The sequence below is a fragment of the Burkholderia sp. BCC1977 genome, assembly GCF_905339595.1.
Taxonomy (GTDB): Bacteria; Pseudomonadota; Gammaproteobacteria; order Burkholderiales; family Burkholderiaceae; genus Burkholderia.
In genome coordinates this window covers 1-21,506 of the sequence record NZ_CAJPGQ010000006.1, presented here as the reverse complement: position 1 = coordinate 21,506, position 21,506 = coordinate 1, and the positions used below count along the sequence as shown (strand labels likewise).

23 protein-coding genes are annotated in these 21,506 nt (G+C 65.5%); 9 read left to right on the top strand and 14 right to left on the bottom strand.

Annotation, left to right across the window (positions count from 1 at the left end):
* Window positions 1-2: 2 nt before the first annotated feature.
* From rfaE1 to U5771_RS07245, 4 genes are read left to right on the top strand one after another with little or no spacing between them, the layout of a single operon-like run.
* A complete protein-coding gene (rfaE1, locus tag U5771_RS07260) occupies window positions 3-950 on the top strand; it encodes a D-glycero-beta-D-manno-heptose-7-phosphate kinase (protein ID WP_322023342.1) in 948 nt (315 codons plus the stop codon).
* Window positions 951-994: 44 nt separating this feature from the next.
* A complete protein-coding gene (gene gmd, locus U5771_RS07255; protein ID WP_059820157.1) occupies window positions 995-2,035 on the top strand; it encodes a GDP-mannose 4,6-dehydratase in 1,041 nt (346 codons plus the stop codon).
* 13 nt (window positions 2,036-2,048) lie between these two features.
* On the top strand, window positions 2,049-2,927 hold the full coding sequence (locus tag U5771_RS07250; protein ID WP_322023341.1) for a GDP-mannose 4,6-dehydratase: 879 nt from the start codon (window positions 2,049-2,051) through the stop codon (window positions 2,925-2,927).
* Window positions 2,928-2,946: 19 nt separating this feature from the next.
* The gene (locus U5771_RS07245) at window positions 2,947-4,068 is read left to right on the top strand and encodes a glycosyltransferase family 4 protein (RefSeq protein ID WP_322023340.1); all 1,122 of its coding nucleotides are present in this window, start codon (window positions 2,947-2,949) and stop codon (window positions 4,066-4,068) included.
* A gap of 8 nt (window positions 4,069-4,076) precedes the next feature.
* Here U5771_RS07245 and rfbD read toward each other — a convergent pair whose 3' ends face one another.
* The 4 genes from rfbD to rfbB are packed head-to-tail and all read right to left on the bottom strand — an operon-like array spanning window position 4,077 to window position 7,496.
* A complete protein-coding gene (gene rfbD / locus U5771_RS07240) occupies window positions 4,077-4,973 on the bottom strand; it encodes a dTDP-4-dehydrorhamnose reductase (protein ID WP_322023339.1) in 897 nt (298 codons plus the stop codon).
* Window positions 4,974-4,993: 20 nt separating this feature from the next.
* Window positions 4,994-5,545 carry a dTDP-4-dehydrorhamnose 3,5-epimerase gene (gene rfbC, locus U5771_RS07235; protein ID WP_322023338.1) on the bottom strand — a complete coding sequence of 184 codons (552 nt, stop codon included), beginning with the start codon at window positions 5,543-5,545 and terminating at the stop codon, window positions 4,994-4,996.
* The gene (rfbA, locus tag U5771_RS07230; RefSeq protein ID WP_322023337.1) at window positions 5,530-6,423 is read right to left on the bottom strand and encodes a glucose-1-phosphate thymidylyltransferase RfbA; all 894 of its coding nucleotides are present in this window, start codon (window positions 6,421-6,423) and stop codon (window positions 5,530-5,532) included. The genes rfbC and rfbA overlap by 16 nt, the downstream gene beginning before the upstream one ends.
* 11 nt (window positions 6,424-6,434) lie before the next feature.
* Window positions 6,435-7,496, bottom strand: coding sequence for a dTDP-glucose 4,6-dehydratase (gene rfbB / locus U5771_RS07225; protein ID WP_322023336.1), 1,062 nt, complete (start codon window positions 7,494-7,496; stop codon window positions 6,435-6,437).
* Between the two features lie 291 nt (window positions 7,497-7,787).
* Here rfbB and U5771_RS07220 point away from each other — a divergent pair, with 291 nt between their 5' ends.
* Entirely contained in the window at window positions 7,788-8,627 is an 840-nt protein-coding gene (locus U5771_RS07220) for a symmetrical bis(5'-nucleosyl)-tetraphosphatase (RefSeq protein ID WP_322023335.1), read from the top strand.
* A gap of 33 nt (window positions 8,628-8,660) precedes the next feature.
* On the opposite strand, the gene U5771_RS07215 is transcribed toward U5771_RS07220, so the two are convergent.
* From U5771_RS07215 to U5771_RS07180, 8 genes are all read right to left on the bottom strand, one after another.
* Complete coding sequence (locus tag U5771_RS07215) at window positions 8,661-9,518, bottom strand: lysophospholipid acyltransferase family protein (protein ID WP_322023334.1); 858 nt, start codon at window positions 9,516-9,518, stop codon at window positions 8,661-8,663.
* Between the two features lie 19 nt (window positions 9,519-9,537).
* Entirely contained in the window at window positions 9,538-10,824 is a 1,287-nt protein-coding gene (locus U5771_RS07210; protein ID WP_322023333.1) for a dihydroorotase, read from the bottom strand.
* 52 nt (window positions 10,825-10,876) lie between these two features.
* Window positions 10,877-11,908: an aspartate carbamoyltransferase catalytic subunit gene (locus U5771_RS07205; RefSeq protein ID WP_044846292.1), complete on the bottom strand. Its 1,032-nt coding sequence runs from the start codon at window positions 11,906-11,908 to the stop codon at window positions 10,877-10,879.
* A gap of 74 nt (window positions 11,909-11,982) precedes the next feature.
* The gene (gene pyrR / locus U5771_RS07200; RefSeq protein ID WP_322023332.1) at window positions 11,983-12,510 is read right to left on the bottom strand and encodes a bifunctional pyr operon transcriptional regulator/uracil phosphoribosyltransferase PyrR; all 528 of its coding nucleotides are present in this window, start codon (window positions 12,508-12,510) and stop codon (window positions 11,983-11,985) included.
* The gene (ruvX, locus tag U5771_RS07195) at window positions 12,497-12,946 is read right to left on the bottom strand and encodes a Holliday junction resolvase RuvX (RefSeq protein ID WP_322023331.1); all 450 of its coding nucleotides are present in this window, start codon (window positions 12,944-12,946) and stop codon (window positions 12,497-12,499) included. The genes pyrR and ruvX overlap by 14 nt, the downstream gene beginning before the upstream one ends.
* Complete coding sequence (locus U5771_RS07190) at window positions 12,943-13,521, bottom strand: YqgE/AlgH family protein (protein WP_044846295.1); 579 nt, start codon at window positions 13,519-13,521, stop codon at window positions 12,943-12,945. The genes ruvX and U5771_RS07190 overlap by 4 nt, the downstream gene beginning before the upstream one ends.
* A 182-nt stretch (window positions 13,522-13,703) precedes the next feature.
* Entirely contained in the window at window positions 13,704-15,005 is a 1,302-nt protein-coding gene (locus U5771_RS07185) for a hypothetical protein (RefSeq protein ID WP_322023330.1), read from the bottom strand.
* A 104-nt stretch (window positions 15,006-15,109) separates the two neighbouring features.
* Window positions 15,110-15,280 carry a rubredoxin gene (locus U5771_RS07180; RefSeq protein WP_004186709.1) on the bottom strand — a complete coding sequence of 57 codons (171 nt, stop codon included), beginning with the start codon at window positions 15,278-15,280 and terminating at the stop codon, window positions 15,110-15,112.
* 255 nt (window positions 15,281-15,535) lie between these two features.
* Between U5771_RS07180 and U5771_RS07175 the strand changes: the two genes are divergently transcribed.
* The 4 genes from U5771_RS07175 (at window position 15,536) to U5771_RS07160 (ending at window position 18,349) form a co-directional block, all read left to right on the top strand.
* A complete protein-coding gene (locus U5771_RS07175) occupies window positions 15,536-16,402 on the top strand; it encodes a hydroxymethylpyrimidine/phosphomethylpyrimidine kinase (protein ID WP_322023329.1) in 867 nt (288 codons plus the stop codon).
* 380 nt (window positions 16,403-16,782) lie between these two features.
* Window positions 16,783-17,265 (top strand): type VI secretion system tube protein Hcp, encoded by a 483-nt coding sequence (locus U5771_RS07170; protein WP_322023328.1) that lies wholly within the window; start codon window positions 16,783-16,785, stop codon window positions 17,263-17,265.
* Window positions 17,266-17,280: 15 nt separating this feature from the next.
* Window positions 17,281-17,895, top strand: a complete 615-nt coding sequence (locus tag U5771_RS07165; protein ID WP_322023327.1) for a peptidoglycan recognition family protein — start codon at window positions 17,281-17,283, stop codon at window positions 17,893-17,895.
* 1 nt (window position 17,896) lies between these two features.
* Window positions 17,897-18,349, top strand: a complete 453-nt coding sequence (locus U5771_RS07160) for a hypothetical protein (protein WP_322023326.1) — start codon at window positions 17,897-17,899, stop codon at window positions 18,347-18,349.
* Window positions 18,350-18,459: 110 nt separating this feature from the next.
* Here the strand turns inward: U5771_RS07160 and groL are convergent, their stop codons facing one another.
* Both groL and U5771_RS07150 read right to left on the bottom strand, forming a co-directional pair.
* Window positions 18,460-20,100 (bottom strand): chaperonin GroEL, encoded by a 1,641-nt coding sequence (gene groL, locus U5771_RS07155; protein ID WP_014897903.1) that lies wholly within the window; start codon window positions 20,098-20,100, stop codon window positions 18,460-18,462.
* Window positions 20,101-20,146: 46 nt separating this feature from the next.
* Window positions 20,147-20,440: a co-chaperone GroES gene (locus tag U5771_RS07150; RefSeq protein WP_011544732.1), complete on the bottom strand. Its 294-nt coding sequence runs from the start codon at window positions 20,438-20,440 to the stop codon at window positions 20,147-20,149.
* Between the last annotated feature and the right edge of the window lie 1,066 nt (window positions 20,441-21,506).

The following is a 21,506-nucleotide window of genomic DNA, read 5'->3' as shown; positions in this document are numbered from 1 at the left end:
CCATGGCCATTATCGAGGACAACGTGAATATCCAGCCTCATATCCTGGTCGTCGGCGACGTGATGCTCGATCAATACTGGTTCGGCAACGTCAACCGAATTTCGCCGGAAGCGCCGGTGCCCGTCGTCGCGGTTCAGCGGACCGAAGACCGGCTCGGCGGCAGTGCCAACGTCGCGCACAACTGCGCGCGGCTCGGCGCGACCGCCACGCTGCTCGCCGTCGCGGGACGCGACGCGAATGCGGACACGATCGGGCGCCTGTGCCGGGAGAACGGCATCGACGCGCGGCTCTGCGTCGACGACGATCTGCACACGACGGTGAAGCTCCGCGTGGTCGGTCATCAGCAACAGCTGCTGCGCCTCGACTTCGAGCGCGCGCCGGCACCGCCCGTGCTCACCGAGGTCGCGGCCGCCTTCGAGGACGCGCTGCCGCGCGCCGACGTCGTGATCTTTTCGGACTACCACAAGGGTGCGCTGGACGGCGTGCAGGCGCTGATTCAGCGCGCACGCTCGCAAGGCAAGGTGGTCCTCGTCGATCCGAAGGGCGACGACTACGAGCGTTATCGCGGCGCGACCCTGCTCACGCCCAATCTCTCGGAATTCAAGGCAGTCGCGGGCCGGTTCGGCTCGGAAGCCGAACTGACCACGAAGGCCGAGGCACTGCGTCAGCAGTTGTCGCTCGACAAGCTGCTCGTGACGCGCAGCGAGGAAGGCATGACGCTGTTCGACGTGCGCGGCGCACACCACCAACCGGCGAAGGCCCGCGAGGTGTTCGACGTGTCAGGCGCGGGCGATACGGTCATCGCCACGCTGGCGGTACGATATGCAACACATGGCGACTGGCTGCGTGCGATGCACGAAGCCAATGTCGCGGCGGGCGTCGTGGTCGGCAAGCTCGGAACCGCTACCATCACGCTCGACGAACTCGAAAACGCGCTTGCGGCCGAGTAAATCTGCCCGCCCGTTCAACCATCGCAAGTTACAGAGGATCTGACATGCAAAAGAAAACTGCAATCATCACCGGCATCACCGGTCAGGACGGCGCGTACCTCGCGGAACTGCTGCTCGGCAAGGGTTATCGCGTGTTCGGCACGTACCGCCGCACGAGCTCCGTGAATTTCTGGCGCATCGAGGAACTCGGCATCGCCGGGCATCCGGACCTCAATCTGGTCGAGCATGACCTGACCGACCTGTCGTCGACGATCCGCCTGCTGCAAACGGCACAACCGGCCGAGGTCTACAACCTCGCGGCGCAAAGCTTCGTCGGTGTCTCGTTCGACCAGCCGGTCACGACCGCCGAGATCACCGGCATCGGCGCGCTCAACGTGCTGGAAGCCATCCGCATCGTCAACGACAAGATCCGCTTCTACCAGGCGTCGACGTCGGAGATGTTCGGCAAGGTGCAGGCCGTTCCGCAGATCGAGACCACGCCGTTCTACCCGCGCAGCCCGTATGGCGTTGCGAAGCTGTACGCGCACTGGATCACCGTCAACTATCGCGAGTCGTACGGCATCTTCGGTTCGTCCGGGATCCTGTTCAATCACGAGTCGCCGCTGCGTGGCCGCGAGTTCGTCACGCGCAAGATCACCGACTCGGTCGCCAAGATCAAGCTCGGCAAGCTGGACGTGCTCGAGCTCGGCAACCTGGACGCCAAGCGCGACTGGGGTTTCGCGAAGGAGTACGTCGAAGGGATGTGGCGGATGCTGCAGGCCGACGAACCGGACACGTTCGTGCTGGCAACGAATCGTACCGAAACCGTGCGCGATTTCGTGACGATGGCGTTCAAGGCGGCAGGCTACACGCTCCGCTTCGAAGGGACGGCGGACAACGAGCGCGGGATCGACGTCGCGACCGGCAAGACCCTCGTCAGCGTCAACCCGAAGTTCTATCGCCCGGCGGAAGTCGAGCTGCTGATCGGCGATCCGGCGAAGGCCAAGGAAAAGCTCGGCTGGGCGCCCGAGACGAACCTCGAAACGCTCTGCGCGATGATGGTCGAAGCCGACCTTCGCCGCAACGAAGCCGGCTTCTCGTTCTGACGGCCGCGCGCTCATGGAACGTCATGCGCTGATTACCGGAGCGAGCGGATTCACGGCGGCCTACGTCACGGATGCGCTCGTGCGCGCGGGTCATCGCGTCACGGGCGCGGGAAATCATGCCCATGACGGCCTGATCGCGCTCGACATCTGTTCGCTGGACGCCTGTCGCGCGACGATCGATGCGGTGCGTCCGACCAGCATCGTCCATCTCGCGGCGATCAGTTTCGTCGGTCACGACGACGCCAGCATGTTCTACGACGTCAACGTGATCGGCACGCTCAATCTGCTGCAGGCATGCGCGGACGTCGGCCACGTGCCGGACAAGATCCTGATCGCCAGCAGCGCGAACATCTACGGGAACGCGAGCGGCGCCGTGAGCGAAACGCAGCCGTTCGCACCTGTGAACCACTACGCGGCCAGCAAGGTCGCGATGGAACACCTCGTGCGGACATGGTTCGATCGGCTGCCGATCGTGATCACGCGCCCGTTCAACTACACCGGACGCGGGCAGTCGCCGCGCTTCCTGGTGCCCAAGATCGTGTCCCACTTCGCGGAGCGCAAGCCGCGGATCGAGCTCGGCAATCTCGACGTGTCGCGCGACTTCTCCGACGTCCGTTACGTCGCCGAGGTCTATCGCCGGCTGGTCGAGAACGACACCGCGGGCGAGACCGTGAACGTGTGCAGCGGCATCGCCCATTCGCTGACCGACATCGTCGACATGTGCCGCGAGATCTCGGGACACGACCTCGACGTCGAGGTCAACCCGGCGTTCGTCCGTGCCAACGAGGTCAAGATGCTGACCGGCGTGCCGGACAAGTTGCGGGCCGCGGTGCCGGACATCGCGCCGATCGATCTGCGTTCGACGCTGCGCTGGATGCTTGCAGCAGACTAACCGAGCCTACCGATCCGCAATGCGCGTCCTGCATTTCTACAAAACGTACAAACCCGACTCGATGGGCGGCGTCGAGCAGATGATCTGGCACATCTGCGACGGCGCTGCGGCACGCGGCATCCGCAGCGACGTGCTGACCGTCAGCCGCAACACGTCGACGGTCGACCTCGGCAGCCACCTGCACCACCGCGCCAAGGTCACGATCGATATCGCGTCGTCACCGTTCTCCGTGTCCGCGTTTCGCCACTACCGGGAACTCGTGCGCGACGCCGATATCGTGCACTACCATTTTCCGTGGCCGTTCGCGGACATGGTTCACCTGACGGCACGTACCGGCAAGCCGTCGGTCGTTACCTACCACTCGGACATCATCCGGCAGAAGAACCTGCTGAAGGTGTATCGGCCGCTGATGCTGCGCTTCCTCGACTCGGTCACGCGAATCGTCGCGACGTCACCGAATTACGTCGACACGAGCCCGGTGCTGCAGCGTTACCGCGACAAGGTGGACGTCGTGCCGATCGGCATAGACGAAGCCGCGTATCCGCGTGCGACCGCTTCGACGCTCGAACGCTGGCGGCGCGAAGTCGGCGGCAAGTTCTTCCTGTTCGTCGGCAACCTGCGCTACTACAAGGGGCTGCACCTGCTGCTCGATGCACTGCACGGTACCGACCACCGCGTCGTTATTGTCGGCGCCGGCCCGATGGAACCGGAACTGAAGGCACAAGCGCGCAGGCTCGGCGTGGAAGGCCAGCTGCTGTTCACCGGCGCATCGCCCGACGAAGACAAGATCGCACTGCTGGAACTCTGCGAGGCGCTCGTCTTTCCGTCCCATCTGCGCTCCGAGGCTTTCGGAATCTCGCTGCTCGAGGCGTCGATGTTCGGCAAACCGATGGTGTCGATGGAGATCGGGACCGGCACGTCGTTCGTCAACGTGAACGGCGAGACCGGGTTAGTTGTCCCGCTCGACGACACGCCGGCCCTGCGCAACGCGCTCGACACGCTGTCGAACGACCCCGCACTCACGGCCAGGTTCGGCGTGGCGGCACGGCAACGCTACGAAGCACGCTTCACCGCCGACAAGATGGTCGACGGCTATGTTGAAATCTACGAGAGCGTGTTGCGGGAGCGGCGGCCGGCCTGAGGCCGTCGTCAGCCGGCCATGCCGTCCATGCAGAGCCGCAGTGCATCACGCCACTGCGGCGCCGCGAGACCGAACGCACGCACGAACCGGTCGTTTGCCAGCCGCGAATTGACCGGTCTCGACGCGGGCGTCGGATAGGCCGAGGCCGGGATCGGCAAAACCGCCGGCACGCGCTCCATGCGCGCCTGCTCGAAGATCGCCGTCGCGAATTCGTGCCACGAGGCGGCCCCCGCCGCCGTCATGTGATAGAGCCCGCCGTGCCGGCGCCACCACCCGTCGGCATCGTCTGACGCAAGCGCCTGAGCGACGACGTGCGCCGTCAGCGCCGCGATCGTTTCGGACCACGTGGGCGCGCCAAACTGATCCGCAACGATCTTCAGTTCGTCCCGTTCTTTCGCCAGGCGCAACATCGTCGTCAGGAAGTTGCGGCCTCGCGCGCCGTAGACCCAGCTCGTGCGCAGGATCAGGTGACGGCCGCCGACCGCAGCAATGGCCTGCTCACCGGCCAGCTTCGACTGGCCGTAGACGTTCAGCGGGTTCGTCGCGTCGGTCTCGACGTAGGGTTCGGCCTTCGTCCCGTCGAACACGTAGTCCGTCGAATAATGAATCAGCGATGCGCCGATCTGCACGGCCGCTTCGGCCAGCACGCGCGGCGCAGCCGCGTTGATCGCCATCGCGAGATCACGCTCGCGTTCGGCAACGTCGACGGCCGTGTACGCGGCGGGATTGACGATCAGCGTCGGGTGAATCGTGCGTACGACTTCCCGGATCATGTCCGGGCGGGCAAGATCAAGCGCCGTCCGGTCGAGCCCGACAACCTCGCCGAGCCCCTGCAGATGGCGCAGCAGCGCGAAGCCGACCTGGCCGCCGATACCCGTCACGAGAATGGTGTGTTTGCGTTGCATCGTATCGCTCCGGCGCGCGCTCACGCGTACACGTCGGCATCCGCCAGACGCTTGCCTGCAGCATCCTTCGCCGCCAGTTGAGGTTCGCCGTCGAATGGCCAGTCGATGCCGAGCGCGGGATCGTTCCACAACAGACACCGCTCGTGTTCCGGATACCAGTAATCGGTCGTCTTGTAGAGAAACTGCGCAGCGTCGGACAGCACGACGAAGCCGTGCGCGAACCCCGGCGGCACCCACAGCTGGCGGTGATTATCGCCGGTCAGCACCACGCCGGCCCACTTGCCGAAGTTCGGCGAACTGCGCCGGATGTCGACCGCGACGTCGAACACCTCGCCTTCGACCACGCGCACGAGCTTGCCCTGCGCATGCTCGATCTGGTAGTGCAGTCCGCGCAGCACGCCCTTCGCCGAGCGCGAATGGTTGTCCTGCACGAATTCGACACCGGCCTCGACACGCTCGGCGAATTCCCGCGCGTTGAAGCTCTCGTAAAAGAATCCTCGCGCATCGCCAAACACTTTCGGCTCGACGAGCTTCACTTCGGGCAACGCGGTTGCGGTTACTGGGATAGCCATGCGACCTGGTCCGTCAGGATGTTCTTGAGATACTGCCCGTATGCGTTTTTCGCCAGCGGCTGCGCGAGCCTCAGCACCTGCTCCGCATCGATCCAGCGGCGGCGATATGCGATTTCCTCGGGGCACGCGACGACCAGCCCCTGACGCTTCTGCAGTGTCGCGATGAAGCTCGCAGCCTCGATCAACGAATCGTGCGTGCCGGTGTCGAGCCACGCATAGCCGCGCCCCATGATCTCGACGTTGAGCGAACCGTCCGAGAGATAGCGAGAGTTGACGTCCGTGATTTCCAACTCCCCGCGCGGCGACGGCTTGATCTCGGCCGCGATGTCGCACACGCGGTTATCGTAGAAGTACAGGCCCGTGACCGCGTAGTTCGAGCGCGGGCGGGCCGGCTTTTCCTCGATCGACAGCGCGCGGAAGGACTGGTCGAACTCGACCACGCCATAGCGTTCGGGATCGTGCACGTGATACGCAAACACCGTCGCGCCGTTCTCCTGTGCGTCCGCGTGCTCGAGTTGCTTCGCAAGATCATGACCGTAGAAGATGTTGTCGCCGAGGATGAGCGCCGACGGATCGTTGCGTACGAAGTCCCGGCCGATCAGGAATGCCTGCGCGAGACCGTCCGGCGACGGCTGTACCGCGTACTGGATATTCATCCCCCACTGGCTGCCGTCGCCGAGCATCTCCTCGAAGCGCGGCGTGTCCTGCGGCGTGGAGATGATCAGCACGTCACGGATGCCCGCGACCATCAGCGTCGACAGCGGATAGTAGATCATCGGCTTGTCGTAGACGGGCAGCAACTGCTTCGATACGACATGCGTGACCGGGTACAGGCGTGTGCCGGAACCGCCGGCGAGAATGATGCCTTTGCGTGCCATGGGGTGAGCCCTCAGTTCCGTTCCGCGTAGTTGGTTTCGACCCACTTTCGATATTCGCCCGACGCGACTTCGTCGACCCATTGCTGGTTATCGAGGTACCACCGCACCGTCCGCGCGAGCCCGGTTTCGAACGTTTCGGCGGGACGCCAGCCGAGTTCGCGCTCGAGCTTGCGCGCGTCGATCGCATAGCGGCGGTCATGGCCGGGCCGATCCTTCACGTAGGCGATCTGCTCGCGATACGAGCCGGCCGCCTTCGGGCGGGCACCATCGAGCAGGTCGCACAGTGTGTGCACGACTTCGAGATTCGTCTTTTCGTTCCAGCCGCCGATATTGTAGGTTTCCCCGGGCACGCCGCGGGCGAGTACTTCCCGGATCGCGCCGCAGTGGTCGCCGACATACAGCCAGTCGCGCACGTTCAGGCCGTCGCCGTACACGGGCAACGGCTTGCCGGCGAGCGCGTTCGCGATCATCAGCGGAATCAGCTTCTCCGGAAACTGATACGGACCGTAGTTGTTCGAACAGTTCGTGGTGAGCGTCGGCAGCCCGTACGTATGATGATAGGCGCGCACGAGATGATCCGAACCGGCCTTCGTCGCCGAGTACGGGCTGTTCGGCGCGTAGGGCGTCGTTTCGGAGAATTGCGGATCGGTTGCGGACAGCGAGCCGAACACCTCATCCGTCGATACGTGCAGGAACCGGAATGCCGGCTTGTCGGCATCGCCGAGACCGCTCCAGTACGTGCGCGCCGCTTCGAGCAGCGTGAAAGTGCCGACGACGTTGGTTTGCACGAAGTCGGCCGGACCGTGAATCGAACGGTCGACGTGGCTTTCCGCAGCGAAATGCAGGACCGCGCGCGGCTTGTATTCGGCGAACAGCGCATCGAGTGCCGCGCGATCACAGATATCGACCCGCGCGAACACGTGCGCGGGATTCTTCTCGGCGGATTGCAGCGTTCGGAGGTTCCCCGCATAGGTGAGCTTATCGACATTGAGCACGGCTTCGTCGGATTGATTCAGCCAGTCGAGTACAAAGTTGGCACCGATAAATCCCGCACCGCCCGTAATCAGGATCATGAGATTCTCTCTAGTAGTACGCGGCTGGCACCGGTTTGGTACCGCCCGCTTTCGACTTGCCAGTGCAAATGGCCGTCACGTCAGGGCCGAAATTTTACCGGATCATCTCGAGCCGCCAGCGAAGACTGTAAAAATCGCGCGATCGGCAAACCGGCCCCGCATCAACCGTGCCGGGGCTGCATTACACGCATTCGACAGTCGATTATCATGGGACGGCAATCGATGCATCGCCGTGGCCTCGCGGCCCGCCTCCGTCACGACTTCAACCTCCTCGACAACGCGCCTACCCTCATGAGCCAGCCCCCCATCGCCATCGGCGACATCCAAGGCTGTCATTCAGCTTTCCAGTCGCTGCTCGAAAAGCTTTCAGCCCCCGCCGACACCCCGCTCTGGGTCGCCGGCGACATCGTCAACCGCGGCCCCGACTCCCTCGCCGCGCTGCGCGCGCTGGTCGACCTCGGCCCGCGCGCGACCGTCGTGCTCGGTAACCACGATCTCCACCTGCTCGCGGTGTCGGCCGGCATCCGCACCGAACGCCCGGGCGACACCATCGGCGAAATCCTCGACGCGCCCGACGCCGACGCACTGCTCGACTGGGTACGACACCGTCCGTTCGCCCATGTCGAAAACGACATGCTGCTGGTGCACGCCGGCGTGCTGCCGCAATGGGACACGTCGCTCGCGCTCGAACTCGCGGACGAATTGCAGCGCGCACTGCGCGCGCCGGACTGGCGCGAAACGTTACAGAACCTGTACGGCAACGAGCCGAACCAATGGAGTCCGAACCTGAAAAAACGCGACCGGATGCGCGTCGCGTTCAACGCGTTCACGCGCGTGCGCTTCTGCACGCCCGACGGCGCGATGGAGTTCAAGGCGAACGGCGGGCCCGACAGCGCACCGCCCGGCTACCTGCCGTGGTTCGATGTCCCGGCGCGCCGCACCGAAAACGTGACGGTCGTGTTCGGTCACTGGGCCGCGCTCGGCCTGATGCTGCGCGACAACGTCGTCGCGCTCGACTCGGGATGCGTATGGGGAAACCAGCTGTCGGCCGTGCGACTGACGGCCGACCCGGCGCACCGGACGGTCACGCAGGTGCAGTGCGAAGCGTGCCGCACGCCGGGCGGCGAATAGCCCGCACGCGATACGCGCGGGCGGAATGAAGCATCACCCCTCGCGCCCCGGCACCGGCTCCTCGGCCGCCGCATCGCCGGCCGCACCGGCGCCGACTTCGGTTGCCGGATACGCATGTTTCTCCAACTCCGCCAGCGACTCGGGCGACGGCTTGCCGACCTTTGCCTGCAGCGTCTCGAGCGCGGCCGCGATCGCGTCGCGCGCCGCCGCGGAAGTCGCGCGGCGGTCGCCGCCCGGCGCGATCGGCTCGCACACGTACAGGTGCACGACGAGCGGGCCGCCGCGCAACACCATGTCGAGCGACATCCCGAGCGACAGCTCGCCCGTGTAGGCCGGCGCAACCGACTGCCGCCGCTGCGCGTCCTCGTACATCAGGCAGATCGGCTGCACCGCGCAGCCGGCCGACACCGCGGCCTGGAACAGGTTCGCGTGGAACGGCAGCAGCCCCTGCCCGTCGGACGTCGTGCCCTCCGGAAACACGCACATCACGCCGCCGTTGCGCAGCCGGTCGGCCATCTCGTGCATGACCCGCATCGCCTCGGTGCGCTTCTCGCGCTGCAGGAACACGGTGTCGAGCTTCTCGGCCAGCCAGCCGACCACCGGCCATTGCCGCACCTCGGCCTTCGACACGAACGGCGTCGGCCGCCACGCGTTGACCGTGTAGATGTCGAGCCACGACACGTGGTTGCCGACGACGAGCGCGCCCGCGTCGAGGCGCGCGCCGTCGTTGTGGACGACGAGGCGCATCCCGCAGATCCGCAGCAGCTTGAGCGACCAGCGGCGCGTGAGCTCGAGGCGCCGAGCGGCGCTCACGTGCGAAAAGCGCAGCGCGACGATCGCCATGCCGCGCAACAGGTGAAAGACGAGACGCAGCTTGCGAAGAGCGGTCATGGCGAGGATCCGGCGTGGTTCAGTGACGCTCGAACGCGACCTGCCCCGCCACGAGCGTCGTGCGCACGCAGGCCGGCAGTTCGTAGCCGAGGAACGGCGAGTTGTGGCCCTGGCTCTTCAGCGCGCGCGGCTCGACGCGCCAGTGCGCGCGCGGGTCGAACACGCACAGGTCGGCCGCGCCGCCTTCGGCCAGGCGGCCTGCCGGCAGCTGCAGCACGTCGGCCGGCGCGGCGGTGATGCGGCGCAGCGCCTGCGCGAGCGGCGTGTTCGTTTCGTCGGCCCACTTCACCGTGAGCGACAGCAGCAATTCGAGCCCCGTCGCGCCCGGCGTCGCTTCGGCGAACGGCAGCAGCTTCTCGTCGTCGTCGACCGGCGTGTGATCGGAGCAGATCGCGTCGATCGTGCCGTCGGCGAGCGCCGCGCGGATCGCTTCGCGATCGCGCTCGCCGCGCAGCGGCGGGTCGAGCCGGAACTGCGAATCGAAGTAGCCGATATCGACGTCGATCAGGTGCAGGTGATTCACCCCGACGTCGCACGTCACGGGCAGCCCCTCGGCCTTCGCCTCGCGCACGAGCGCGAGACCGGCCGCCGACGACAGCCGTGCGAGGTGCACGCGCGCGCCCGTCACGCGCATCAGTTCGAAGATCGTGTGCAGCGCGATCGTCTCGGCCGCGACCGGCACGCCGGACAGCCCGAGCCGCGACGCGAGCGCGCCGCTCGCGGCGACGCCGCCGCGGCCGATGAACGCGTCGAGCGGACGCAGCCACGTCGTGTAGCCGTAGGTGCTCGCATACTGCAGCGCGCGCAGCAGCACCTGCGTGTCGCGCACCGGCACGTTCGCATGCGTGAAGCCGACGCAGCCCGATTCGGTCAGCGCGACCATCTCGGTGATCACTTCGCCCTTGAGGCCGACGGTGAGCGCGCCGAGCGGATGGACGTTCGCCTGGTGCAGGTTGCGGGCGCGGAACTTGAGCATCTCGACGAGGCCCGGCTCGTCGAGCACGGGGTCGGTGTCCGGCGGGCACACGAGCGTCGTCACACCGCCCGCGACGGCCGCGGCCATCTCGGACGCGAGCGTCGCCTTGTGCTCGTAGCCGGGCTCGCGCAGCCGCGCGCACAGGTCGACGAGACCGGGGGCGACGATCAGGCCCGCCGCGTCGATCGTCTTCTCCGCGTTGAAACCGGCCGGCGCCGTACCGGCTGGCGCGAGCGCGGCGATCTTGCCGTCCGCGACGAATACGTCGGCCTGCCGTTCGGTGCCGGCGACCGGGTCGATCAGCGTGCCGCCTTGGATATGAATCTTCATGCGCTGTCTGTGAATGCGTTGATTGCGTGAATAAGGATGCGCGAGAGCGGGCTCAGTCGCTGTTGCCGGCGACGATGCCCATCACCGCCATCCGCACGGCGATGCCGAACGTGACCTGGTTGAGGATCACCGACTGCGGGCCGTCGGCGACCTGCGAGTCGATCTCGACGCCCCGGTTCATCGGGCCCGGGTGCATCACGATCGCGTCGGGCGCGGCGAGCGCGAGGCGCTCGGGCGTCAGGCCCCAGGTCTTGAAGTATTCCTGCGCGGACGGCAGCAGCGCGCCGCTCATCCGCTCGTTCTGCAGGCGCAGCATGATGATCACGTCGACGCCCTTCAGCCCTTCGTCGAGGTTGTGGAACACCTTCACGCCCATCTGCTCGAGACCGCCCGGCAGCAGCGTGCGCGGGCCGATCGCGCGCACTTCCGGCACGCCGAGCGTGGTGAGCGCGTGGATGTCCGAGCGCGCGACGCGCGAATGCAGGATGTCGCCGACGATCGCCACGCGCAGCTTCGTGAAGTCGCGCTTGTAGTGACGGATCGTGTACATGTCGAGCAGGCCCTGCGTCGGGTGCGCATGACGGCCGTCGCCGGCGTTGATCACGTGCACGTGCGGCGCGCAGTGCTCGGCGATCAGGTACGGCGCGCCGCTCGACGCATGGCGCACGACGAACAGGTCGGCATGCATCGCCGACAGGTTGTTGATCGTGTCGAGCAGCGACTCGCCCTTGCTCGTCGACGACGCGTTGATGTTCAGGTTCAGCACGTCGGCCGACAGGCGCGTCGCGGCGATCTCGAAGGTCGTGCGCGTGCGCGTCGAGTTCTCGAAGAACAGGTTGAACACCGACTTGCCGCGCAGCAGCGGCACCTTCTTCACCTCGCGGTCCGTCACGCTGACGAACTGCTCGGCCGTATCGAGAATGTGGTTGACGATCGAGCGCGGCAGGCCCTCGATCGACAGCAGGTGTTTCAGCTCGCCGTTTTTCGTGAGCTGCGGGTTGCCCTTCAGGAAACCGTAGCGGAACCGCTCGGGGCTCGCGGCCGCGGCGGGATTGCCGGTGCGGCCAGTGGTGTCGGTGGTCATGGTGTGCGTGATTCCAACTATGCAAACGGGCCGCGGCACGAACCGGCGGCCCGGGATACGGTTTCGCGGTTCGCTCAGGCGCCGTGCGCCTCGCCGTGGGCCTCGATATGCAGCGTGAACTGCGCGGCCTCGTCGCGTGCCAGCACGAGCGTCGCATCGGCCGGCACGTCGATGGTGCCGCCCGAGAAGCGCGCGGCGACCGGCAGCTCGCGGCCGCCGCGATCGGCGAGCACCGCAAGCTCGACCGCGGCCGGACGGCCGTAGTCGAACAGTTCGTTGAGCGCGGCACGCACGGTGCGGCCGGTGTACAGCACGTCGTCGACGAGCACGATGCGCGCGCCGTCGACCTCGAACGGCAGCGACGTCGGGCTCGCCTGGCTGTGCAGCCCCTTCTTCGCGTAGTCGTCGCGATGCAGCGCGACGTTCACGACGCCGAACCCCGGCGCGCCGAGATCGCGCGCGAGGCGCTCGGCGAGCCAGGCGCCGCCGCTGTGAATGCCGGCGAGCCGCGGGCCGCCCGGCTCGGCGAAGGCCGTGCCGTATGCGTCGCGGATCTGGTCGAGCAGGACGCGGTAGCGCGCGTCGGCGTCAATGGTGCTCATGGTCGGACAATTGATCGAGATACTGTTGAAGGATCACGCGCGCGGCCTCGGCATCGAGCATCTCGGCGCGGGCGCGCCCGCGCACGTTGCGCTCGCGCAGCCCGGCCTCGGCCTCGACCGACGAATAGCGTTCGTCGACCCACGTGACGGGCAGCCCGAAGCGGCCGTTCAGCTGGTTGCCGAAGCGCTTCGCCTGCTGCGTCATCTCGTGCGGCGTACCGTCCGGATGCATCGGCAGGCCGACCACGAGCGCATCCGGCCGCCATTCGGCCAGCAGCTCGCCCACCGCCTTGAAGCGGTGCTCGCGGTTCAGGTTCTGGATCACGACGAGCGCACGGGCCGAGCGCGTCAGCGCGTTGCCGACCGCGACGCCGATACGTTTTTCGCCGTAGTCGAACGCCAGGAGCGTCGCATCGCGCGCGCTCGCGCCACTCATGCGTGCCCTGCTTCGCCGGACAGCATCGACGAGCTGACGCCGAGCAGGCCGAGCGCGGCTTCGAAGCGTTCCTCGGCCGGCGTGTCGAACACGATGCGCGGATCGGCGGCCACGGTCAGCCAGCCGTTGCGGGAAATTTCTTCCTCGAGCTGCCCGGCGCCCCAGCCGGCATGGCCGAGCGTCAGCAGGAAGCGCTTCGGGCCGGTGCCCGTCGCGACCGCCTCGAGCACGTCCTTCGACGTCGTCATCTCGAGCCCGCCCTCGACCGACATGGACGAGTTGTAGTTCGCGCCCTCGACCGGCTCGTGCAGCACGAAGCCGCGCTCGGTCTGGACCGGGCCGCCGAAGTACACGGGAATGTGCAGCAGCGGCTCGATGTCGAGCTTCAGGTCGATACGGCTGAACAGCGATTCGAGGTCGATGTCGGTGGGACGATTGATGACGAGGCCGAGCGCGCCGCGCTCGCTGTGATCGCAAAGGTAGACCACCGTTCCCGAAAACGTCGGATCCGCCATGTTCGGCATGGCGATCAGGAACTGGTTGGTGAGATTGATGCGATCGGAAGGCTTTGACATGGTTTGAATTTTAGCAAAGACGCCGCGACCTGACCGGGCCGCGATCAACAAGCAACGCCGCGCGACGCTGGCAACGACGCGCGCGGATCACACGGCACTCTAACACGCGCGCGGGCGCTGTCGGCAGCGTGTTGCCGGCCCGTGCGGCAAGGGCCGCCGCCGCGGTCGCACCCCGTTGCGCATCAGGTCCGGCCGAGCGCCGCGCCGAGCGCCTCGGACGCTGCGGTCAGGTCCGGCGGCGCCACTCCCGCCGCGATCTTCAGCAGCGCGCCGCGCAGCATGTCGGACGCGCGGCCGTGCGCGTCGAGCCCGCCGTCGGCGAGCGGCACGCCGTGCGCGGCACGGCGCCACGCGAGCCCGAGCGTATCCGCCAGCAGCGCCGCGTGACCGAGCCCGAGCGCGCACGCGGCCGTGCCGACCCGGTAGGCGGCCGCGGATGCGCGCCATGCGGCCCCCGCATCGGCCGCGGCCGGATCGACGGCCAGATCGGCCATCGACGCGTCGGCCGTCTGCAGGAAATCCTCATACGCATGCGCGTTGACGGTCACGACGCCGAGCAGGCGGGTGGGCGCCGCCGCGACCGCGTCATGCTCGGCCTGCGCGGCGCCGGCCTCCCACAGCGCCTCGGACGCGGGCGTGCCGGCGACATGCCAGTCCACGGTCAGCCCGTAGTCGTGCAACACGTCGACGAGCGCGACGTCTTCCGCGGCCGCGCCGAACAGCGCGAAATCGCGCCACAGCAGCGCAACCGTCTCGCGCACGAGCGCCGGCGGCGCATTGCGCCTGCCCTGCGCGTGCTCGCCCAGCAGCAGGTTGGTCCGCGCAAGGAAACGTTTCAGCTCGGGCGCCGCGCTGGCGCGCAGCACGCGCAGGCACGCGGCGGCGAGCCGCCAGAAGTCGTACGGGGTGTCGTCGGCCAGCGCGGTCAGGGTCGAATCGAGTTCGTCGAGCGCCGCGTCGGGCGTGCCGTGCGGCGCGCGCAACACGCCGAGCAGCGCCTGCTCGTAACGGGCCCGCGCCCGGCTCGCGAATGCGTCGGGCAGCGCGCGCAGCGTCGCCGGCGGCGTCGCGCGCCCGACGAGTGCCAGCACGTCGAGCGGCACGCTCGCGTGCAGGTCGGCCGCGCTCTGCACGCGCAGCGCTCGGAAATGTTCGAACAGGATGGGCGAGCAGGCCAGCTCGCGCAGATTGTGGCGCTCGACCGCCGCGCGGAAATCGCGCAACGCGACGCGCCAGGCGGCGGCACTCGGTTCGGCGGCGACGAGCGGCGCTGCAGCGGCCAGTTGCCCCGCGAAACGGGCGGCCGGCAGCCAGCCGGCCTCGGCCAGCACCGCGGCAGCGGCCGACAGCGGCGCGGCCGCGTCGTCGCGACGCTCGAATGCGTCGGCGGCCGCCGCAAACCACGCGTCGGCCGCGCGCACGGCCCCGCCGCGCGGGTTGGGCAATGCGTCAGGGTGGGGAACGTTCGCCGGATCGGACGTCATGGACACGCGCGCCTGTCATCGTCAAGTCGCTCGCGCCGGCCGCGACGCGCAAGCGCCGGGCAACCGCGAGGCCGGAGCGGTGTGTCCGTGGGCCAAGGGTCCGGTCAGATCTGGACCATCTCGAAGTCTTCCTTGCGCGCGCCGCATTCGGGGCACGTCCAGTTGATCGGGACGTCTTCCCAGCGCGTGCCCGGGGCGATGCCCTCTTCGGGCAGCCCGGCTTCTTCGTCATAAATCCAGCCACAAATCAGGCACATCCAGCTCTTGTATTCCATCTTAAGCCGCGTCGGGGAAAAGTCGGTAAATTCGGGAGCCATGATGGTACCGTGTCGGGGCCGGACTGCCTAGCAATCGCACTGGAGTATGGCGACTACGTTGCGCTGCGCTAAAAAATCCGTCGTGCGGGCCGGATTCCGCCGCATAATGGCTGGAAAGTGCGGCCTGCCGGGCAACACAGGGCCAAAACGCCCACTTCGCCTCGCCGTCCGCAGCTCCGTCGCTTCCCCGTTTTTTTCTTGCCCCATTTTTCCATGTCCAGCAACGCCCCTCCGATCGTCCTCACCTTCGGCCTGTCCGATCCCACCGGCGGCTCCGGCCTCCAAGCCGATCTGATGACCCTGGCGAGCATGGGCTGTCACGGCGTGTCCGTCCTGACGGGCTATACCGTGCGCGACTCCGCCGCCTGCGACGAAGTGACCGGTCTCGATCCCGATGTCGTCGCCGCCCAGGCGCGCATGCTGCTCGAGGACATGCCGGTCGCCGCGTTCAAGATCGGCGCGGCGACGCGCGCGGAAGTCGTGAGCGCGATCGCCGAAGTGGTCGCCGACTACGACGGCGTGCCGCTCGTGCTCGCACCGGACTTCACGCTCGACGACGAGCACGTGCTCGCCGCCGACGACCTGCGCGAATCGATCGCCGACCTGCTCGCACCGCAGACGACGCTGCTGGTCGCCGACCACGCGACGCTGATCGCGCTCGCGCAGCCGGACGGCGATGCCGAGGCGCCGAATCTCGACGCGGCCGTGTCGCACCTGCTGTCGCAGGGCTGCGAGTACATCCTGTCGTCGGAGACGGGCTCGCACCGGCTCGTCAACACGCTGTACGGCGAGGAAGGCCAGCTTCGCGAAGACATGTGGGATCGCTCGCCGCACCGGCTGATGGGCATCACCGATACGCTCGGCGCGGCGATCGCGGCACTGCTCGCGAATGGCCAGGAGCCGCCCGAAGCGGTGCGCGAAGCGCAGGAATACCTGTACCAGGCCGTCCGCGACGCGTTCCGGCCCGGCATGGGCGCATACCTGCCCGACCGGTTCTTCTGGGCCCGCAGCAATGATGATGCGGACACACCACGAGCCATGAAGGCCGATCCGGTGCCGAGGACGTCGCACCGGCATTGAGTCACCGGGGACGGCCGGTGTTTAAGCGATCAAACGCCGGCCGCCCTTCTTGTCGTCTCGGCAGCACACCTCCCGCATCGGCAAATCGACGCTGATGCACGCAAATCCATCGGCAACAGCTGCCGGCTCGGCGCGCCCCCCTCCCAACGTTCGTTTTCCCGGCCAGCGCGTCGGCCCGAGCAATCGCGACCATTCAACCTCGCGGCCGAATCCGCGTTCGCGCCCGCCTTACTCGCAGCGATTTTCGACTAACCGATGAATTGGCGTCGTACTTCTCAACGTCCAATTGCGTCGAAAATCGAACCGGTCCAATAGATTGGAGACCAAGCTCAATGCTAGGGTTCATTGCATTCAATGTGACCGATGCAAAGGAGCATGCGATGGCGCAAGACATTTTCCTGAAACTGACCGGCATCAAAGGCGAATCTCGAGATGCGTCGCATCCGGATGAGATCGAGGTATTGGAGTGGGATTGGTCCGCCGAGCAGCCATCGACCACACGCTCCGGGACTGGCGGCATTGGAGCCAAGTGCACGGCCAACGATCTGACCATCGAGCACTATGTCGATCGCGCATCGCCGATCCTCATGCTGCATTGCCTGAAAGGCAATCATATCGAGAACGCCGTCCTGGTCGCGCGCAAGGCCGGCCGCATGCCACTCGAGTACCTGAAGATCACGCTGGACGACGTAGTAATCACGCGGATCAATTCAGTCGCCAATTTCAACATGGCGCGGCCCCGAGAGGAAGTCCAGCTCTCATTCGCCCATATTCGGCAGGAGTATGTCGTTCAGAACGCGCGAGGCAGGAGCGGCGGAACAGTCGCGGCAGGATACGACATCAAAACCGGCAAAGCGACTTGAAAATTGGAGGCAGTCATGCTTTTCATTTCAAAGCAGGGCCATGTCGACGCCGAACGCGTGATCGTCAAAATATACTCGTCCATCGAACGAGGGCCGATGGAGCACGTGAACGGAATCGTCGTCCATCAAACCGGAGGCGCCACCGTCTCCAGCACCTTCAACAGCTATGGCAACACCGCGCACGTTCCGAACGGCGCCCACTTCCTGATCGACAAGGATGGCACGATTTATCAGACCGCCTCCCTGAACAGGATTACCAATCACGTCGGTAAATTGCAGTCACGTTGCATCACCACACTCAACTGCTCGACCACGGACCTCCGGGCGGCACGGCGGGCGTACCAAGCCGGTCCAACGGCATTCCATCGCCACGAGTCCCGGAAAGCATTTCCGGACCGCTACCCGTCCAACTCGGACGCAATAGGAATCGAACTTGTCGGCATGTACTACCCCGACGAGAAAACCGCGGAACTGGTCTATGAAAGCGTCACAACTGAACAGAATGCATCGCTCAAATGGCTGGTTCGCGAATTGTCCGAGACGCTGAACGTCGAGATGCGAGAGGTGTATCGGCACCCGGAAGTCGGACGCAAGAACGCCACCGAAGCTAGCACTGCACGGTGGGAGTGACATGATGGATCTAGCCAGATGTGTCGCCACGGTTGCGTTGTGCATCCCGATCACCATCTGCCAGGCCAGAGAGGTGAAGGCCGTGACGGTCGAGCAATCCGGCCAGACGTCGAACCCGGACGATCCGCTTGCGAGGGATGCATGCAGGAACTTCACACCGACCGTCGACCAGCTGAAGCGATTCTTTTCCAGAGCAGCGCCGATTGACGGCAAGTTCGTGGCCCACGATTACTACTCGCCCTGTCATTCGAGCGGCACCGTTTCGTTCCCGGACGGCAGTTCGGGGAGGTGGCGCGTCTACTCAGGCGGCACCGCGTCACTGACATGGGCTTCGAACGGCACCACAGTCTATCTCTACAACGGCCGCCACAACGGCTGGCGCGACCCGTTCGCGTGCAGCTACGGCCTTCACGATGAAATCGACGACACTTCGTGCTATCTGCCGGGCTTCTGATTCCAGTCGCGCCGGCACACGCATAAAAAAAGACCCGCATCGCTGCGGGTCTTTTCCTTTGGCTGGAACGCGCATCGCTGCGCGTTCCGGACACCCTCGACCGAAGTCGATTACATGTCCATGCCCATGCCGCCCATGCCGCCCGGCATGCCGCCCGCCATCGGTGCATCTTCCTTCGGCAGTTCTGCGACAGCTGCGTCGGTCGTCAGCAGCAGGCCAGCAACCGAAGCTGCGTTCTGCAGTGCGGTGCGCGTGACCTTGGTCGGGTCGACGACGCCGGCTTCAACCATGTCGACGTACTCGCCCGTTGCTGCGTTGTAGCCGTAGTTGCCCGTGCCTGCAGCAACTGCCGCCACCACGACGCTGGCTTCTTCGCCGCCGTTCGTGACGATCTGGCGCAGCGGCTCTTCCATCGCGCGCAGCACGATCTTGATGCCGGCGTTCTGGTCGGCGTTCGCGCCGGTCAGGGCTGCGATCGCGGTGCGAGCGCGGATCAGCGCAACGCCGCCGCCTGCCACGATGCCTTCTTCCACAGCTGCGCGCGTTGCGTGCAGTGCGTCTTCGACACGTGCCTTCTTTTCCTTCATTTCGACTTCGGTCGCAGCACCGACCTTGATCACTGCCACGCCGCCGGCCAGCTTGGCCACGCGCTCTTGCAGCTTTTCACGGTCGTAGTCCGACGTCGCTTCTTCGATTTGCGTGCGAACTTGCTTGACGCGCGCTTCGATGTTCACGGCTTCGCCTGCGCCGTCGATGATCGTCGTGTTTTCCTTGCCCACTTCGATGCGCTTCGCCTGGCCCAGTTCGGCCAGCGTTGCCTTCTCGAGCGTCAGGCCGGTTTCTTCCGCGACGACTTGACCGCCGGTCAGGATCGCGATGTCTTCCAGCATGGCCTTGCGGCGATCGCCGAAGCCCGGCGCCTTGACCGCAACGGTCTTCAGGATGCCGCGGATGTTGTTGACGACCAGCGTTGCGAGCGCTTCGCCTTCGACGTCTTCAGCGATGATCAGCAGCGGACGGCCAGCCTTCGCGACTTGCTCGAGCACCGGCAGCAGATCACGGATGTTCGACACCTTCTTGTCGTGCAGCAGCACGAACGGGTTGTCGAGGACGGCGACTTGCTTGTCCGGGTTGTTGATGAAGTACGGCGACAGGTAGCCGCGGTCGAACTGCATGCCTTCGACGACGTCGAGTTCGTCGGCGAGCGACTTGCCGTCTTCGACGGTGATCACGCCTTCCTTGCCGACCTTGTCCATCGCTTCAGCGATGCGATCGCCGATCGACGTGTCGCTGTTCGCCGAGATCGAGCCGACCTGCGCGATTTCCTTGTTCGTCGTGCACGGCTTGCTGATCTTCTTCAGCTCTTCGACAGCCGCTGCGACTGCCTTGTCGATGCCGCGCTTCAGGTCCATCGGGTTCATGCCCGATGCGACGTACTTCATGCCTTCGCGAACGATCGATTGCGCGAGGACGGTTGCCGTCGTCGTGCCGTCGCCTGCGTTGTCGCTGGTCTTGGAAGCGACTTCCTTGACCATTTGCGCGCCCATGTTCTGGAGCTTGTCCTTCAGCTCGATTTCCTTCGCGACCGACACACCGTCCTTGGTGACCGTCGGGCCGCCGAAGCTGCGCTCGAGCACGACGTTGCGGCCCTTCGGACCCAGCGTGACCTTGACTGCGTTGGCGAGAATGTTCACGCCTTCGACCATCTTCGAACGGGCGGAATCGCCGAATACGACGTCTTTAGCTGCCATCTTCTAACTCCTTGAATTCTTGGGAATATGTGCCGTCAGTGGACGCTTACTTCGCGTTGACCACGGCCATGATGTCTTCTTCGCGCATGACCAGCAGCTCCTGGCCGTCGACCTTGACGGTCTGGCCAGCGTACTTGCCGAACAGCACGCGATCGCCGACCTTCACGTCGAGCGCGATCGGCGCGCCCTTGTCGTCGCGCTTGCCCGGGCCGACCGCGAGGATCTCGCCTTGATCCGGCTTCTCAGCAGCAGCTTCGGGGATCACGATGCCCGAGGCGGTCTTGGTTTCCTGATCCAGGCGCTTGACGATCACGCGATCGTGCAAAGGACGAAGGTTCATATTCACTCCTCTCTTGACTGAGATTGAAGAACGCTTAGGGAATCTGCCCGGCGGGTCGCCCGGCAGAGAATTGTTAGCACTCTCGTGCAGCGAGTGCTAATTATATGGACGGGTTTTGACAAATTCAAGAAGGGGAACCGGACGAATTTTCAGGGCGGCGGAGCAGCTGTCGAGGTTCAGTCAACGTGGAACTTCATCCACTTAAGTTTGAATTCTGCAGCGCGCCAAACGCCCCAGCGAGCAATCTTTTTACCTACAAAACAATAGGTTACGATGAAGCCGCGACTTCAGCCCGATGCTTCATCGACAGCGATCGCGCCACGCGCTAGCGTCCGCCCAGCTTTGCCGCGAGCTTCCCTGCCCCATCTGGGGAATTCCCCTATGTCTCAAGGCAATTTTGTGGCGAGGGGTCGCATCACTGCAATCTTCTACCAACGGAGCACTCAAGAGCCGTGCCGATACACACATTCAATTTGAAGGGGAGCGACTGAAGTACCCTGCATCCGTGATGCCGGACCAACGAGTCGACCGCTGCTCTGCAAACGTTCGCTTCCGCTCGGGAGCCTCTCTCTACCCCGGAGTTCTAGGGACCGCTTGCGGTCGACCACTGCCTGACGTGCCGTCTCTGACCGCCCCCTAAGCGACCACGTGCCGGACTTACCGCGACGGCCGCTCACGGGGCCATGGCGTGCGCTCCATGGACGTCGATAGGTGTGCCCTTTTAAATATGAAGCGTTTTGTTACACTCAGTTGCGGCCCTCTTTTGCCCCCACTACGACGACTCAACGGTTCCACATTTAGCTTGGCACCGCTGCTCTAGGAGGCTACCCGCTAAAGACCGTGAATACGCTCTTGGGCTTACGCTAACACAGCACCGTTTAATACGAGCCGCTGCCAGAGAGCGACTGAGGTTGGCCAATGCCGAGGCAGTATTACGACATGCCAAGCTTCAGCTCCAGGAGCAATGGGCCCACGCGGTTCGCTCCGGCAGAAAACTCAAGATGAACCGTGACTTCGTCGGCTCGCGAAACAAGAACTCAGTCGATGTGCTCGACCCGCGATCTAG